Annotated in this window: 14 protein-coding genes; all 14 read left to right on the forward strand. The window is 46.2% G+C overall.

The genetic code is table 11. The annotated features are described in order from the left end of the window. Positions 1 to 155 precede the first annotated feature (155 nt). The 14 genes from NYE50_RS08490 (at position 156) to NYE50_RS08555 (ending at position 17,207) form a co-directional block, all read left to right on the forward strand. Positions 156 to 1,037, forward strand: coding sequence for a 2-dehydropantoate 2-reductase (locus tag NYE50_RS08490; RefSeq protein ID WP_224988529.1), 882 nt, complete (start codon positions 156 to 158; stop codon positions 1,035 to 1,037). 86 nt (positions 1,038 to 1,123) lie between these two features. Next, entirely contained in the window at positions 1,124 to 2,743 is a 1,620-nt protein-coding gene (bshC, locus tag NYE50_RS08495; RefSeq protein WP_094295735.1) for a bacillithiol biosynthesis cysteine-adding enzyme BshC, read from the forward strand. Positions 2,744 to 2,868: 125 nt separating this feature from the next. After that, a complete protein-coding gene (mraZ, locus tag NYE50_RS08500; RefSeq protein ID WP_003154445.1) occupies positions 2,869 to 3,300 on the forward strand; it encodes a division/cell wall cluster transcriptional repressor MraZ in 432 nt (143 codons plus the stop codon). A gap of 69 nt (positions 3,301 to 3,369) precedes the next feature. Beyond that, positions 3,370 to 4,305 carry a 16S rRNA (cytosine(1402)-N(4))-methyltransferase RsmH gene (gene rsmH / locus NYE50_RS08505; RefSeq protein WP_159354132.1) on the forward strand — a complete coding sequence of 312 codons (936 nt, stop codon included), beginning with the start codon at positions 3,370 to 3,372 and terminating at the stop codon, positions 4,303 to 4,305. A 38-nt stretch (positions 4,306 to 4,343) separates the two neighbouring features. After that, on the forward strand, positions 4,344 to 4,697 hold the full coding sequence (gene ftsL, locus NYE50_RS08510) for a cell division protein FtsL (RefSeq protein ID WP_016936212.1): 354 nt from the start codon (positions 4,344 to 4,346) through the stop codon (positions 4,695 to 4,697). Positions 4,698 to 4,703: 6 nt separating this feature from the next. Beyond that, positions 4,704 to 6,848, forward strand: a complete 2,145-nt coding sequence (pbpB, locus tag NYE50_RS08515; protein ID WP_172869503.1) for a penicillin-binding protein 2B — start codon at positions 4,704 to 4,706, stop codon at positions 6,846 to 6,848. 112 nt (positions 6,849 to 6,960) lie between these two features. Beyond that, a complete protein-coding gene (locus tag NYE50_RS08520; protein ID WP_014417716.1) occupies positions 6,961 to 8,880 on the forward strand; it encodes a stage V sporulation protein D in 1,920 nt (639 codons plus the stop codon). A gap of 195 nt (positions 8,881 to 9,075) precedes the next feature. Continuing rightward, positions 9,076 to 10,548 (forward strand): UDP-N-acetylmuramoyl-L-alanyl-D-glutamate--2,6-diaminopimelate ligase, encoded by a 1,473-nt coding sequence (locus NYE50_RS08525; protein WP_017417733.1) that lies wholly within the window; start codon positions 9,076 to 9,078, stop codon positions 10,546 to 10,548. A gap of 107 nt (positions 10,549 to 10,655) precedes the next feature. Further along, positions 10,656 to 11,630, forward strand: a complete 975-nt coding sequence (gene mraY / locus NYE50_RS08530) for a phospho-N-acetylmuramoyl-pentapeptide-transferase (RefSeq protein ID WP_007409707.1) — start codon at positions 10,656 to 10,658, stop codon at positions 11,628 to 11,630. Beyond that, on the forward strand, positions 11,631 to 12,986 hold the full coding sequence (gene murD, locus NYE50_RS08535) for a UDP-N-acetylmuramoyl-L-alanine--D-glutamate ligase (RefSeq protein ID WP_022553378.1): 1,356 nt from the start codon (positions 11,631 to 11,633) through the stop codon (positions 12,984 to 12,986). Between the two features lie 58 nt (positions 12,987 to 13,044). Then, on the forward strand, positions 13,045 to 14,145 hold the full coding sequence (gene spoVE, locus NYE50_RS08540) for a stage V sporulation protein E (protein WP_003154430.1): 1,101 nt from the start codon (positions 13,045 to 13,047) through the stop codon (positions 14,143 to 14,145). A gap of 116 nt (positions 14,146 to 14,261) precedes the next feature. Next, the gene (gene murG, locus NYE50_RS08545) at positions 14,262 to 15,353 is read left to right on the forward strand and encodes an undecaprenyldiphospho-muramoylpentapeptide beta-N-acetylglucosaminyltransferase (RefSeq protein ID WP_003154428.1); all 1,092 of its coding nucleotides are present in this window, start codon (positions 14,262 to 14,264) and stop codon (positions 15,351 to 15,353) included. Positions 15,354 to 15,378: 25 nt separating this feature from the next. Next, a complete protein-coding gene (gene murB / locus NYE50_RS08550; RefSeq protein WP_007409709.1) occupies positions 15,379 to 16,290 on the forward strand; it encodes a UDP-N-acetylmuramate dehydrogenase in 912 nt (303 codons plus the stop codon). A gap of 128 nt (positions 16,291 to 16,418) precedes the next feature. Further along, the gene (locus tag NYE50_RS08555; protein WP_007409710.1) at positions 16,419 to 17,207 is read left to right on the forward strand and encodes a cell division protein FtsQ/DivIB; all 789 of its coding nucleotides are present in this window, start codon (positions 16,419 to 16,421) and stop codon (positions 17,205 to 17,207) included. The last annotated feature ends 109 nt before the right edge of the window (positions 17,208 to 17,316 follow it).

Consider the following 17,316-nt stretch of genomic DNA (forward strand, 5'->3'; position numbering starts at 1 on the left):
CCCTTTGTTGTGTTCTACCATTATTGTAAACGCTTTAATTGAAAATTCCAACTATAATATGCTTGCCAGTCTTTTTGCTCAAAACGAAATTGAAGTAATTTGCGGCGGCTTCTGCTATGATAATATGGAAAAATGCAGATATAGGGTGTGACAGTGTGAAAATCGGAATTATCGGCGGCGGAGCGGTAGGCCTTTTATGTGCTTACTACTTATCGTCCCGCCATCAGGTAACGGTCATTACGCGGCGGACGGAGCAGGCTGATGCGATTAACTCAGGCGGTATACGACTTGTGAAAGACGGAATAGAATGTACGGCGGCATGCAGAGCGCAAACGGGCATCACTTCCGGATTCGACCTCTTAATCGCAGCCGTTAAACAGCACCAGCTCAGTGCTGTGCTGCGGGACCTTGAGACGATAAAAGGGACGAATGTGCTGTTTTTGCAAAACGGCATGGGACACATACACGACATGAAAGATTGGCATACGGATCATTCGCTTTATGCCGGCACTGTTGAGCACGGAGCAAAAAAGATATCAGATCATGCCGTTGAACATACGGGAGCGGGAGCCGTAAGATGGAGTGAATTCAGCGCATCCCGGCCGGAAACGCTCAAAAGCATCTTTTCCGGCATGCACCGCGATTTTCCCGTACATGATGAAAACGACTGGTATCGGCTGTTAACGGGAAAACTGATCATAAATGTATGCATCAACCCGTTAACTGCATTGCTGCGCGTGAAAAACGGAGAGCTGTTAAGAAATGACGCTTACAAAAAGTATATGAGAAACGTATTTGAAGAAGCGGAGACAATACTTGGCCTCGCCGATAGAGAAAAAGCGTGGAACAAGGTTTGCGAAGTGTGCAGACTGACGGAAAAAAATCATTCTTCCATGCTCGTCGATATCATGGCAGGCAGGCGGACAGAGGTTGATGCGATTATCGGCTACCTTGTAAAAGAAGCGGAAAGCCGCGGATTGCCGGCCGTTCATCTCACGTTTTTACACCGCAGCATAAAAGCGTTAGAAAGAAACTGAAACAAAGTCTTTTGAGGTTTTCCGGTAACATGCTATACTCATTTCGGAAACCTAACTATTTATTGGAGAAAGGAAGTTCCAGACAGATGCAGCTAACTGAACTTTCCATCAAAAGTCAAAATAAGTTTGTGCAGCACTATATAGATGGAGAAAACATGTCTTCATTTTTTGATTATGATATTCATTCAGAGGACGTATGGCAAAAGCGGCTTCATGACTTGTCTTCGCGGCCGTTTGCCAGAGAGGAATTAGCGGATTATTTATCCTCCTATCACGAAAAATTTCACTCCGCCGCCATGCAGGCCTCCATCGAAAAACTGAGAGATCCAAAAAGCGCAGCGGTAGTAGGCGGCCAGCAGGCCGGTCTTTTAACGGGGCCTCTTTACACCATACATAAAATTATCTCCATTATCGTACTTGCCAGACAGCAGGAAGAGGCGTTACAGATTCCTGTCGTTCCGATTTTCTGGGTGGCGGGTGAAGATCACGATCTGGAAGAAATCAATTTTGTGCATACGTCAACAGAGAATAAAGGTCCGGTGAAACAGAAACTGCCGCAGTCGTACTGGAAAAAAACATCGGCGGCTAAAACCGAGCTTGATCAGGAAAAATGCGCGGCTTGGATTGATGAAGTGTTCGCTGCTTTTGAGGAAACGGATCACACAAACACACTCCTTCAAAACGTGAAGCGATGTTTACGCTCATCAGAGACATTCACCGACTTTTTTGAGCTGTTGATCGCCGACTTGTTTCAAGAAGAAGGCCTTATTCTGATGAACTCGGGAGATCCGGGGATTAAAAAGCTGGAAACGGGTATGTTTCAGCAGATTTTAAAACACAATCATGAGCTTGCCAAAGCCGTTTCAGACCAGCAGTGTTTTATGCGGGAAGCCGGTTATCACCCGATTATTGAATCGGACAAAGATCAGGCCAATCTGTTTTACGAACACGAGGGAGAGCGTTTCTTAATTGAAAAAGAAAACGGCGTTTTTGTCATTAAGGAGCTTGACCTGAAGTGGACGAACGACGAGCTTCATACCCATATGGAAGAAAAACCGGAATGTTTCAGCAATAACGTTGTGACAAGGCCGCTTATGCAGGAGTTTCTCATCCCGACTCTGGCGTTTATCGCGGGACCGGGGGAGATCAATTATTGGGGTGAGCTGAAGCAGGCTTTCTCATTAATGGGCTTTCGCATGACGCCGGTAGTGCCGAGACTGAACATTACGATTCTTGAGCGCCATATTGAAAAGAAGCTTTCAGAACGGAATATCCCGCTTCAGGAAGCGATCGAACACGGCACCGGACACCTGAAAGACAATTATTTTGAAGAGCAGATTCCGGAAGAGTTTACTTCTGTAATGGAGCAGGCGAAGTCGCAGATTGAAGCTATCCATAAAAGCGCAAGGGACGAAGCGCTGAAGGTCGATTCAAGCCTTGAGCCGCTCTTACAGAAGAATGCCGCCTTCATTCAAGATCAGCTCTTGTTTTTAGAACGGACGGTAACGAAAAGAATTGAAGAAAAAGAAGGCTTTGTGCTGCGTGACTATGAAAGAATCCAAAACAGCATCAGACCGCTCGGCGCTCCGCAGGAACGGATTTGGAATGTGATGTATTATCTGAACCGCTACGGTCCAAAATTCTTCACAACCTTCAAACATCTGCCATTTTCTTTTCAAAACCAACATCAGATTGTCAAACTTTGAAATAAAGTTTTAAAGAACCCTGAATAGTTCAGGGTTTTTTTTTATGTGTAAACAGTGTAAAATGAGGTTGTGGAGAGAAGTGGCGGATAGTGGTGAGTTTAGGGGAGAAAGTGGGGGTCCTTATCATGTTTATGGGTGAATACCGGCATACAATTGATGCAAAGGGCCGCATGATCGTACCCGCAAAATTCAGAGAAGGCCTCGGTGAGCAGTTTGTGCTGACCAGAGGACTGGACCAATGCCTTTTCGGCTATCCGATGAATGAATGGAAGCTGATTGAAGAAAAGCTGAAGGCTCTGCCGCTCACCAAAAAAGACGCCCGCGCATTTACCCGATTCTTTTTTTCCGGTGCGACCGAATGCGAACTGGACAAGCAGGGAAGGGTTAATATTGCGTCATCTCTTCTGAATTACGCAAAACTGGAAAAAGAATGTGTTGTCATCGGGGTTTCCAATCGAATTGAATTGTGGAGTAAGGTAATATGGGAACAATACACAGAAGAGCAAGAAGATTCATTCGCTGAAATTGCTGAAAACATGATTGGATTTGATATATAATGGATCTTCGTGCATCACAACAACAACTGACAATTCAATTCATTCCTGATAAAGGTGGGACCGACACAAATGTTTCAGCATAAGACAGTACTTCTTCGTGAAACCGTCGACGGTTTAAATATCAAACCGGACGGAACCTATGTGGACTGCACCCTTGGCGGCGCCGGGCACAGTACATATTTATTGCAGCAATTATCGGAAAAAGGACGCTTGATCGCCTTTGACCAAGATGACACAGCACTTGAAAACGCAAAGAAAACATTGTCCGAATACAAAGGACAGCTCATTCTGGTGAAAAGCAACTTTCGTTATTTAAAAGAGTGTTTACATGAACACGGCATTACGAGTGTCGACGGAATTTTATTTGATTTAGGAGTATCCTCTCCGCAGCTTGATACACCGGAACGGGGATTCAGCTATCATCATGACGCACCGCTGGACATGAGGATGGACCAGTCGGCCGCCCTTACGGCGAAAGAAGTCGTAAATGAATGGCGGTATGAGGACCTTGTGAGGATTTTCTTTAAATACGGAGAAGAAAAATTCAGCAAGCAAATCGCCAGAAAAATTGAAGAGGCAAGAGAGAAATCGCCTATTCAAACAACCGGCCAACTGGTCGATCTAATAAAGGACGCGATACCGGCTCCGGCGAGAAGAAGCGGCGGTCATCCGGCCAAACGCGTATTTCAGGCGATTCGAATCGCCGTAAACGATGAGCTTCAAGTATTTGAAGAGGCTCTCTTGCAGGCGATAGAGATGCTGAAGCCGGGCGGAAGGGTATCTGTGATCACTTTTCACTCACTGGAAGACAGAATGTGCAAGACGACATTCAAGGAAAAATCATCACTTCCCGAACTGCCTCCGGGTCTTCCTGTGATACCGGAAGAATTTGAACCGGAATTAAAACTGATTACGAGAAAACCCATTACGGCATCAAAAGAGGAGCTTGAAGAAAATAACCGCGCCCGCTCAGCGAAGCTCCGCATTGCGGAGAAACGAAAATAACGGGCAGCAAATGACAACATAAAGGAGGTCATCAGCCTATGAGCAACTTAGCTTACCAGCAGGAAAAACAACAACGGCCAGTGATAAGTCCCGAAAAAAAGGTGATTGTCAAAAAAAGGGCTTCCATTACACTCGGGGAAAAGGTGCTGCTCGTCCTGTTTGCCATTGCCGTTCTCTCCACTTCAATGTTTATCGTATCAAAGGCATACGCGGCGTACCAATCCAATATTGAGGTGCAAAAACTGGAGGAGAAAGTATCAGAGAAGAATAAGCAGATCGGTGATCTCCAAAAAACGGCGGGTGATTTAAGCCAGCCGCAGCGATTGATGGATATCGCCAAAAAGCACGGTTTGAACCTGAAAGATAAAAAAGTGAAAAACATACAGGAATGATAACCCATGCCGAAAAAAAATAAGTTTATGAACAGAGGAGCAGCGATACTCAGTATTTGTTTCGCTCTCTTTTTCTTTGTCATTCTCGGGAGAATGGCGTACATTCAATTAACCGGTAAAGCAAACGGTGTAGAACTTGCAACAAAAGCGACCGAGCAGCACGAAAAAAAGCGGACGATAGAAGCGAGCCGCGGCTCTATTCTTGACCGGAACGGCAAAGTGCTTGCAGAGGACACGGCGACATATAAGCTCATTGCCGTGCTTGATAAAAAAATGACGACCGACAAGAAGCATCCTCAGCATGTCAAAGACAAAGAGAAAACGGCGGAAAAACTGGCGACCGTTATCAATCTTGATAAAAGCGAGATTCTGGACATCTTAAACAGGGATGGCGCGAAGCAGGTGGAATTCGGTTCAGCCGGCCGCGATATCTCTTATGCGAAAAAACAAAAGATCGAAAAAATGAATCTTCCGGGTATTTCTTTCTTAAGAGATACGAAGCGCTACTATCCGAACGGTGTATTTTTGTCAAATGTTCTCGGCTATGCCGATGTGAATGAAAAAACAAACGAGATACAGGGCTCTTTAGGGCTTGAAAAAATACTGAATAACTATCTGACGGAACGCGACGGATCCGTCACTTACGAAAGTGATAAATCCGGCTGGAAACTTCCGAACAGCAAAGAAAAAATCACCGCACCTAAAAACGGTGACAATGTATATTTAACCATTGATCAGAAAATTCAAACCTTTTTAGAAGACAGCATGACGAAAGTAGCGGAAAAATATAAACCGAAAAAAATTATGGCGGCTGTCGTAGAACCGAAAACAGGCAAAGTGCTTGCGATGGGGCAGCGTCCGAGTTTTGACCCGAATATCAGAAACGTCACCAATTATTACAACGACTTAGTGTCGTACGCGTATGAACCGGGTTCAACGATGAAGATCTTTACGCTTGCCGCGGCGATTCAGGAAAATGTGTTTTCCGCAAACGAGAAATATAAATCAGGAACATATAAAGTGGGAGGCGGACCTGTTAAAGATTGGAACGATGGCGCCGGATGGGGTATGACAAGCTTCCGTGACGGCCTCATGAGGTCATCGAATGTTGCTTTCGCCAAACTGGCCAACGAAAAACTGGGGTTTGACCGGTTTAATGAGTACCTGCACAAATTCGGGCTTTATCAAAAAACAGGGGTTGATCTGCCCGGTGAAGTATCAAGTAAAATTAACTACAAATATGATTTTGACAAAGCGTCTACGGCTTACGGCCAAGCATCGGCGATAACGCCGATCCAGCAGCTTCAGGCCGTCACGGCGATTGCCAATAACGGCAAAATGATGAAACCTTACATCATTGATCATATTGTCGACCCCGATACGAAAAAAGTCGTCAAGCAGACAAAACCAGAGCAAGTAGGCACGCCGATTTCAGCCGATACGGCGAAAAAAGTCCGGAATCTGCTCGGAGAAGTCGTGACGTCAGACATCGGAACGGGAAAACCTTATAAAATTGAAGGATTTGACGTCGCGGGTAAAACGGGAACCGCACAAATCGCCGGGACGGGCGGATATTTAAAGGGAACGAGCAACTATGTGTTTTCATTCATGGGCATGGCGCCGAAAAATGACCCTAAGCTCGTCATCTATGTAGCCGTGCAGCAGCCGCAATTAAAAGCGGGCCAAAGCAGCACTGATCCTGTCGCGGAAATCTTTAACCCGACGATGAAAAACAGCCTCCACTACCTGAATATTGAACCGACGGAAAAAACAGATTCCGGTCAGGAAGAAACGAAAAGCCAAAAGATGCCTGACCTGACAGATAAGACGGTCACGAGCGCTGAGAAGGAAGCGAAAAATGAACATCTCACACCGATTGTCATCGGCAGCGATGTTGCCGTAAAAGAGCAGTATCCGAAAGCCGGAGAAGATGTGATCACCAATCAGAAAATCTTCTTAAAAACAGACGGAAAGATGACGATGCCGGATATGTCCGGATGGTCGAGACGGGAAGTGCTTCAATTCAGCAAAGTATCAGGCATTCACATTGATGTGAGCGGTGAAGGTTACGCTTCAAGCCAAAGTGTGAAAAAGGGCAAAGAACTGAAAGAAAATACCGTGATTAAGGTGAAATTTAAAAATCCTGATTAACGGGAGAGAGAAGTCCGCGGATGCCGCGGGCTTCTTTTTTATGCGCCGCCGTTCTATGTGTCCAAGCTGAGGCATAAATTGAAACAAGCCTAAATAAGGAGTGGACGGTCCCTTGCGCGTTTCAAATGTAACGGTTCGAAAACGTTTATTACTGGTTTTGCTTTTTGGCGTAATCATTTTTTTGATCATTGACAGCAGATTAGGCTATGTCCAATTTGTGATGGGAGAAAAGCTGACTTCACTGGCTAAGGATTCCTGGAGCCGGAATTTGCCGTTTGAGCCTGAGCGGGGAGAGATTCTTGACCGAAACGGCGTGAAGCTGGCTACTAATAAAAGCGCGCCGACCGTCTTTGTCGTACCGCGCCAGATCCAAAATCCCATAAAAACGGGCAAGCTTCTCGCGTCAGTTTTAAATATGTCGGAAGAGAAGGTCTACAAACACATTACTAAGAAAACCTCCATAGAAAAAATCTCACCCGAGGGGCGGAAAATTTCCAATAAAAAAGCGAAAGAAATCAAAGCGCTCGACTTAAAGGGGGTTTATGTGGCTGAAGACAGCATCCGCCATTATCCGTACGGAAGCTTTTTGTCCCATGTTCTCGGTTTTGCCGGTATTGATAACCAGGGCCTTCTCGGATTGGAGGCTTATTATGATGATGACTTAAAAGGTGTAAAGGGATCTGTGAAATTTTATACGGATGCCAAGGGGAAGAAAATGCCTGATGAAGCGGATGATTACAACCCTCCGAAAGACGGACTTGATATGAAATTGACGATTGATGCCAAGGTTCAGACGATTATAGAAAGGGAGCTCGACAATGCAGCGGCGAAATATAACCCGGACGGAATGATTGCGGTCGCAATGAATCCGAAAAACGGGGAAGTGCTCGGCATGTCAAGCCGTCCTGATTTTGATCCGGCTGACTATCAATCGGTGGATCCGTCCGTTTACAACCGGAACCTGCCGGTATGGAGCACATATGAACCGGGTTCGACCTTTAAGATTATTACGCTTGCGGCGGCTCTCCAAGAGCAAAAAGTAAACTTGCAAAGAGACCACTTTTATGACAAAGGATTTGCCGAGGTCGACGGCGCCCGCCTCCGATGCTGGAAAAAGGGCGGCCACGGTTCGCAATCTTATCTTGAAGTCGTTCAAAATTCCTGCAACCCCGGGTTTGTACAGCTGGGGGAACGGCTCGGAAAACAAAAGCTGTTTCAATATATTAAGGACTTCGGCTTTGGAAAGAAAACAGGCATTGATCTGCAAGGGGAAGGAACGGGGATCTTATTCCCGCTTGACAGAGTCGGACCGGTGGAACAGGCGACAACCGCTTTCGGACAAGGGGTTTCCGTCACGCCGATTCAGCAGGTGGCAGCCGTTTCCGCGGCAATAAACGGCGGAACGCTTTATACTCCGTTTATCGCCAAAGAGTGGGTTGATCCCGTTACGAAAAAAACCGTTAAGAAACAATCGCCGATTGCGAAAAGGCAAGTTATTTCCCAGGAAACGTCAAAGCAGATCAGATATGCTTTAGAAAGCGTCGTCGCTCAGGGAACGGGGCGGAATGCCTTTGTGGAAGGATATCGCGTCGGCGGAAAAACAGGTACCGCACAAAAGGTTAAAGACGGCAAATATCTCGAAAACAATCATATCGTCTCCTTTATCGGTTTTGCGCCGGCTGATGACCCGAGCCTTGTCGTGTATGTCGCGGTTGATAATCCGAAAGGCACGATTCAATTCGGGGGAACCGTCGCCGCGCCGATTGTCGGAAATATGATGAGAGACAGTCTGCCTGAGCTCGGCGTGAAACCGCGAAAAAATCAAATCGAGAAAAAATATCAATGGAACGACACAAAAACAATAGAGGTTCCGAATGTTGTAGGGATGTCTGTCTCTGATCTTGAGTCGCTGCTTGTCAATTTGAATATAGACTCCTCAGGAAAAGGAAGCAAAATTGTGAAACAATCACCTGCAGCCGGAACGAAAGTAAAAGAAGGCTCAAAGATCCGTGTTTACTTGAGTGAAGAATGAGTCTTTTTGAGGCAGCCGATTGTTTTCGGCTGCCTCTTATCATAAAGAGAAAAAAAGAAGATAACTTTTAAGATTAACTGGATGTATCCTTTTATTTACGCTAAAATATGAACTGTATGTTTAAAAGCCATTCTGACTTTTATAAACGGTTATCATGATAAAAGAATGAATAGAATTTCTGAGAGGTTTGATACAATGAAACTTACAAAGCTGCTTACATATTTAATGGCCGAACCTGTTCAAAATGACTTTCATGACCCTGACATAACTTCAATTGAGATGGACTCCAGGGAAGTGAGAAAAGGGAGTCTTTTTGTATGTATAAAAGGGTATACGGTAGACGGACATGATTTCGCCCAAAAAGCCGCAGAAAACGGCGCAGCGGCCATCGTTGCCGAGAAAGAGCTTGACGTCGATGTTCCTGTCATTATCGTCCGCCGGTCACAGCGGGCGCTCAGCGTTCTTTCTGACGCGTTTTACGGGCAGCCGACAAAGCAGCTTCAGCTTATCGGCATCACCGGCACAAACGGCAAAACATCAACGACGCACATGGTTGATGAGATTTTCAAAAAAGCGGGAAGGCAGACCGGTTTAATCGGAACGATGTACATTAAAATCGGGGATGAGACATTCCCGGTCAAAAATACAACGCCCGAAAGCGTCACACTGCAAAAAACGTTCAAGAAAATGAATGATGAGCATGTTGACACAGCTATTATGGAAGTGTCTTCTCACGCTCTGTCACTCGGCAGGGTTCACGGCTGCGATTATGATATCGCCGTATTCACGAACCTGACGCAGGACCATTTAGACTATCACAAGACGATGGAAGACTACAGACAGGCTAAAAGCCTCCTGTTTTCCCAGCTGGGCGGCTCCTTTAACCACGAAAAGCCGAAGCGGGCCGTTTTAAACGCAGATGACAAAGCCAGTGCTTATTTTGAAAAAGTGACGGCGGCGCACATCCTTACATACGGAATCGAGAACGATGCCGATGTCATGGCGAAACAAATCGAGATCTCTGCGCAAGGCACAAGCTTTGAACTCGTTACGCCAAAAGGAACAAAGCAGATCACGGTTTCACTCGTCGGCCGCTTCAACGTGTATAACGTACTGGCTGCAGCGGCGACAGCGATCGCAGCGGGACTGCCGTTTGATACGATCGCAAGCGCTCTTGAAGAGCTTCAAGGTGTCAGAGGCCGGTTTGAACTGGTGAATCATAATCAGCCGTTTCCTGTGGTCGTCGATTACGCGCACACGCCTGACAGTCTGGAAAACGTTCTGAATACATGTAAAGACATGACAGAGGGCAAGCTTTTCGTCGTCGTCGGCTGCGGCGGAGACCGGGACAAAACGAAACGCCCGAAAATGGCCGAAATTGCGGTGCGGATTGCCGACGAACCGATTTTTACTTCAGATAACCCGAGAAGCGAGGACCCGCTGGCCATATTAAGAGATATGGAAAGAGGGGTAGAAGGCACCTACTATCACAGTATCGCAAACCGCGAGCAGGCTATCTTTTTTGCCATTGCCAACGCGAAAAAGGGAGATGTGGTTCTGATTGCCGGGAAAGGGCATGAAACCTATCAGCAGATCGGCAATGAAACATTCGACTTTGATGACGCCGAAGTAGCGGGAAGAGCTATTGTTGAGCTGAATAAAAAGTAAAACAGGAAAGAGTGTTAGAATGAGGGAAATGAATAGAATTACGGGGACACAATGTGAATATGATAAATACGTATGTCGTTTGAACGAAACGGGAGGAGAAAAGAGCAATGCTTGAGCAAGTGATTTTATTTACAATAATAATGGGATTTTTAATCAGTGTTCTGATATCTCCGATTCTTATCCCGTTTTTAAGACGTTTAAAATTCGGCCAAAGTATCAGGGAAGAGGGGCCGAAATCACATATGAAAAAATCAGGGACGCCGACGATGGGCGGGGTCATGATTATTGTATCCATCGCCATTACGGCGATTGTCATGACGCAGAAATTTTCGCATCTGAGCGCGGAAATGTTTCTTCTGCTGTTTGTCACGATCGGATACGGCCTGCTCGGCTTTCTGGATGACTATATTAAAGTAGTAATGAAACGGAATCTCGGATTGACGTCGAAGCAGAAATTGATCGGCCAGATCATTATTGCCATTGTATTTTACGGAGTATATCATTATTGCCATTTTTCAACCGGCATCAGGGTGCCGGGCACACATCTGTCAATCGATCTCGGCTGGGGATACTTTATCCTCGTTCTCTTTATGCTTGTCGGAGGTTCAAATGCCGTCAACCTGACAGACGGTCTGGACGGTCTCTTGTCCGGTACCGCGGCTATCGCATTCGGCGCTTTCGCCATCCTTGCGTGGAACCAGTCACAATATGACGTTGCGATTTTCTCGGTTGCCGTTGTCGGCGCCGTTCTCGGTTTTCTTGTATTCAACGCCCATCCCGCCAAGGTATTTATGGGGGATACCGGTTCGCTTGCGCTCGGAGGAGCGATCGTGACCGTTGCCATTCTGACGAAGCTTGAAATTCTGCTCGTCATTATCGGCGGAGTATTTGTTATTGAGACCTTATCTGTTATCTTACAAGTCATCAGCTTTAAAACGACAGGAAAACGAATCTTTAAGATGAGTCCGCTTCACCACCATTACGAATTGGTCGGATGGTCTGAATGGAGAGTTGTCGTCACATTCTGGACTGCGGGACTGCTGCTTGCCGTTTTAGGAATTTACATTGAGGTGTGGTTATAAGTGGAAAACGAACTTTTTTTGCAAAAACAAAACTTTCTGGTCCTCGGACTGGCGAAAAGCGGATATGCGGCTGCGTCGATTCTTCATGAAAAAGGCGTTAACGTCGTCGTGAATGATCAAAAAGCCTTTGAAGAGAACGAACCTGCCCAAAGGCTTTCAGAAAGAGGAATTGAAGTCATCTGCGGTGAGCATCCGACGTCACTTTTTGATCAGCATCACATTACCATTCTGATCAAAAATCCCGGAATCCCGTATGAAAATATCATGGTGGAGGAAGCGCAAAGAAGAGGCATCCCGGTCTGGACGGAAATCGAGCTTGCGTATTATATCACCAATGCAAAATTCATCGGCATTACAGGTTCAAACGGGAAAACAACAACGACGACCCTGATTTATGAAATGCTGAAAGCTGACTCGATAAAGGCGCTGATCGCAGGGAATATCGGCACTGTCGCCAGTGAAGTGGCTTATCATGCTGACGGTGATGAATGGATCGTCACAGAGCTTTCTTCGTTCCAGCTTATGGGGACTCATGCGTTCAGACCTGAAATCGGCCTGATTTTAAATGTATTCGACGCTCATTTGGATTACCATCACAGCCGTGAAAACTATGAAAAAGCCAAGCAGAACGTGTATCTTCATCAGCTTGAGAGTGATACGGCCATCGTGAATCAAAGCGATGAAACAGTCGTGCGGCTTGCCGAAAGCGGAAAAGCCGGCACCGTTCCGTTTTCAGTTCACCAGGAACTGTCAAGCGGCGCATTCATTAAAGACGGAATGCTGATGTTCGGCGATGAAGCGATTCTGCCTGTTGATGACATCGTACTGCCGGGCGCGCACAATTTAGAAAATATATTGGCCGCTGTAGCCGCGGCAAAAACGGCGGGCGCGTCTAATAAAGCGATTCAGAAGGTGCTGACAAGCTTTACCGGTGTCAAACACCGTCTGCAGTATGTAACTGCGATCCAGAATCGTAAATTTTATAATGACAGCAAAGCGACGAATATTTTGGCCACAAGCAAAGCGCTCTCCGCATTCAAAGCACCGGTTATTCTGCTTGCAGGCGGACTGGACCGCGGCAACGGTTTTGACGATCTGAAACCGTATATGGACAATGTCAAAGCGGTTCTGACGTTCGGACAGACAGCGCCGAAGATAGAAAAACTGGGCAATGAGCTGGGAATACAACATGTCAAACGTGTCGATAATGTTGAACAAGCAGTATCTGCGGCGTTTGCGCTCTCAAATGAAGGAGACGTCATCCTCTTGTCACCCGCGTGTGCAAGCTGGGATCAGTTCAAAACATTTGAAGAACGCGGTGACATGTTTATAGATGCCGTGCATATGCTTAAGTAAGGGCTTGTCTCTGTTCATCGGCAGCCCTAAATGACTTATGCTTGGGGTGTCGATTGCTTTGACTACTAAAAAAACAGCGCCTGATTTGTTATTAGTTATCATTACGTTATTGCTTTTAACAATAGGATTAATTATGGTCTACAGTGCAAGTGCGGTATGGGCGGATTATAAATTTGACGACTCGTTTTTCTTCGCGAAACGGCAGCTGCTGTTTGCGGGGATCGGCGTCATTGCCATGTTTTTCATTATGAATGTGGATTATTGGACATGGCGCACATGGTCGAAGCTGCTTCTGATCATTTGCTTTTTTCTGCTTGTGCTTGTGCTGATTCCGGGAGTCGGAATGGTGCGGAACGGTTCAAGAAGCTGGATCGGAGTGGGAGCGTTCAGCATTCAGCCTTCGGAGTTTATGAAACTCGCGATGATCGCGTTTCTGGCTAAATTTCTTTCTGAAAAACAGAAGAATATTACGTCATTCAGACGCGGATTCGTTCCCGCGCTCGGAATCGTGTTTTCTGCATTTATTATTATTATGTGCCAGCCAGACCTGGGAACGGGGACGGTAATGGTGGGCACGTGCATCGTGATGATTTTTGTTTCCGGTGCGCGAATCGCTCATTTTGCGTTCCTCGGACTCATCGGTTTAAGCGGATTTGCGGCACTAGTTCTGTCCGCTCCTTATCGGATTAAACGGATTACCTCTTACTTAAACCCGTGGGAGGATCCGCTTGGAAGCGGATTTCAGATCATTCAGTCGCTCTATGCCGTAGGTCCGGGCGGTCTGTTCGGGATGGGGCTCGGCCAAAGCCGGCAAAAGTTTTTTTACCTGCCGGAGCCGCAAACCGATTTCATTTTTGCTATTTTATCTGAGGAACTCGGCTTTATCGGCGGTTCGCTCATATTGCTGCTGTTCAGTATTTTATTATGGCGGGGCGTCAGAATTGCCCTCGGCGCGCCGGATTTATACGGAAGCTTTGTCGCCATCGGTATTATTTCTATGATAGCTATTCAAGTCATGATTAATATCGGCGTTGTGACGGGGCTGATCCCGGTAACAGGAATTACGCTGCCGTTTTTAAGCTACGGAGGCTCATCACTGACGCTGATGCTCGCAGCGGTCGGCGTACTTTTAAATGTCAGCCGGTACTCGAGGTATTGATCTGTATCTTGCCTCATCACTCATGATTTATTCGTTATCTATAAAAAAACAGACAACATCAATAACCCTGTCCTAAAAAACAGGGTTATCGCTATGTGATTAAGGGGGACATACGAATGCGTATTGCAGTAAGCGGAGGCGGAACCGGAGGACATATTTATCCGGCCCTGGCCTTTATTAAAGAAGTTCAGCGCCGGCATCCGGATGTGGAATTTTTGTATATCGGAACAGAGAACGGTCTTGAGAAAAAAATTGTTGAACGGGAAAATATCCCGTTCCGCGCCATTGAAATTACAGGTTTCAAACGAAAACTTTCTTTTGAAAATGTAAAAACCGTCATGCGTTTCTTAAAAGGCGTGAAGAAAAGCAAATCATATTTAAAAGAGTTTAAACCGGATGCCGTTATCGGTACAGGCGGCTATGTATGCGGTCCGGTTGTATACGCGGCGGCAAAAATGGGAATTCCGACGATCATTCATGAGCAAAACAGCCTGCCCGGCATCACAAATAAGTTTCTCTCAAAATATGTTAATAAGGTGGCAATTTGCTTTGAAGAGGCAAAATCGCATTTTCCTGCTGAAAAAGTTGTGTTTACGGGAAACCCGAGAGCCTCTGAAGTCGTCTCAATTAAGACAGGCCGCTCGTTAACTGAGTTCGGGCTGAAAGACAATCAAAAAACGGTGCTCATTTTCGGCGGAAGCAGAGGCGCGGCTCCCATTAACCGTGCCGTTATAGATATGCAGGAAGAATTGAAAACGAGACCTTACCAAGTGCTTTATATTACCGGGGAAGTACATTACGAGAAGGTAACGGCTGAGCTGAAAGGCGGAAAAGCCGCTGATAATATGGTGACAAAACCGTTTTTGCACCAAATGCCGGAGTACTTACAATCAATTGATGTCATTGTGGCCAGAGCCGGAGCGACGACGATTGCGGAAATCACCGCTCTCGGCATTCCGAGCGTGCTTATTCCGAGCCCGTATGTGACAGCCAATCACCAGGAAGTCAATGCGAAGGCGCTCAGCCAGCATGACGCTGCAATCGTACTGAAGGAAACCGAGCTCAGCGGAGAAAAACTGATCGCTGCGCTGGACAAAATCGTCATGAATGAAGAAACCTTAAAAGACATGAGTGAGCGGACAAAATCACTCGGTGTTCCGGATGCGGCAGCCAGACTGTACAGTATCATGGAAGACATAAAAAAATAGAGCAAATGGAATGCGGAGGTTTATGATGGAGAACGTAATTCAGGAATTAAGAGACCGCGAAGTCGGCAAAGTGCTGGAACAAGAACCGCTCGCGAACCATACAACGATGAAAATCGGCGGTCCGGCGGACATTTTAATCATCCCCAACCGTGTGGAAGCAGTCAAAGATATTATGGATATTGTGAAGAAACATGATCTGCCATGGACGGTTATCGGCCGCGGTTCAAATCTGCTCGTGCTTGATGAAGGCATAAGAGGAGTTGTCATCAAGCTGGGAGCGGGTCTGGATCATTTGGAGATTGACGGTGATCAGGTGACGGTCGGAGGCGGCTATTCGGTCGTCCGGCTTGCGACTTCCATGAGTAAAAAAGGAATGTCCGGTCTCGAATTTGCAGCGGGCATTCCCGGATCAATCGGCGGAGCCGTCTATATGAATGCCGGGGCGCACGGATCTGATATGAGTGAGATTCTTGTGAAAGCCCGTATCTTATTTGAAGACGGCACAATCGAATGGCTGACGAACGAAGAGATGGATTTCAGCTACAGAACGTCTGTTTTGCAGAAAAAACGCCCCGGCGTCTGTCTCGAGGCAGTTCTTCAGCTTGAGCAAAAGGAACGGGAAGCCATTACGGCGCAAATGCAGCAGAACAAAGATTACAGAAAAAACACTCAGCCGTATTCAAGCCCATGCGCCGGGAGCATATTCAGAAATCCGCTGCCGGATCATGCCGGAAACCTCGTTGAAAAAGCGGGATTAAAAGGACATCAGATCGGCGGAGCGAAAGTGTCCGAAATGCACGGGAATTTTATCGTCAATGCCGGCGGAGCGACTGCCAAGGACGTTCTTGACCTGATTGAATATGTGAAAAAGACAATCCGTGAGCAGTATGATGTTGACATGCATACAGAAGTTGAAATCATCGGAGGGAATCGTTAAAAGGTTCTCTGATTACATGAGCTCATGTGATATACTTTTAACAAATGTCAAACGGCATCACAGCATGCCGTTTGTTTTTCAATCAGACGAATGTCAAGCTGTTTCATTCTTAGTGAGGTGGACAGGCAGTGAACCCGAATCATGAAAGAGAAAAAATCGTAAATATTGAAGAGCGGATTCCGAAAATCAAAGAGCAGCGGAAGCAAAAAGCAAACCGCCGGCTGATTTCATTCATTGTGCTCTTTTTTATGATGGTGCTGATCATCGTGTACTTGCAGATGCCGATCAGCAAAGTGTCTTCTGTCACCGTTTCCGGAAACGAAAACGTGTCTGTAAAAGAGATCAACGCGCTTTCTGATATACATAACGGACAAACCGAGTTCTGGAGTCTGAACAAGAAACAAACAGAAGAAAAGATTGAGCAGAATAAGCTGGTGAAAAAGGCGGAACTTTCAAAAGTATTTCCTAACAAAGTCAGCATTCACATTGAAGAATACAAGACGATCGCGTATCTGCAGCGACATGATGTGTATTATGAAGTGCTCGAAAACGGCACTGTGCTGCCGAACGAAGTCACACCGGATGACGCGGGCCCGATTTTGGTTGACTGGACAAACGCGAAAAAGCGGGTCAAAATGGCGGAGCAGCTTGATAAGCTTTCCGGTTCGCTAAAGCAGTCGATTTCTGAAATCTATTATACACCGGTAAAAATGGATCAGGACCGGATCAAGCTGTATATGAACGACGGGTATGTAGTTACCGCTTCTATTAAAACGTTTGCCGGCCGGATGAAGACCTATCCTTCTATCGTTTCCCAGCTGGACGGCGGGAAAAAGGGGATTATCCACTTAGAAGTCGCTACGTATTTTGAAGAATTTAACAAAGGTAAATCCGGCAAGAAAAAAGAAAATGATTAATAGTTCTAAAGAACTAATTTAAAGGTGATTCAAAAGAATCTATTACAATCAGCGGGGCAGCCGATATAACCGATAGCGGAATCATTATGACTATGTTTGTTTTTGCCCG

This window comes from Bacillus sp. EU55 (genome assembly GCF_038005925.1).
GTDB lineage: Bacteria > Bacillota > Bacilli > Bacillales > Bacillaceae > Bacillus > Bacillus velezensis.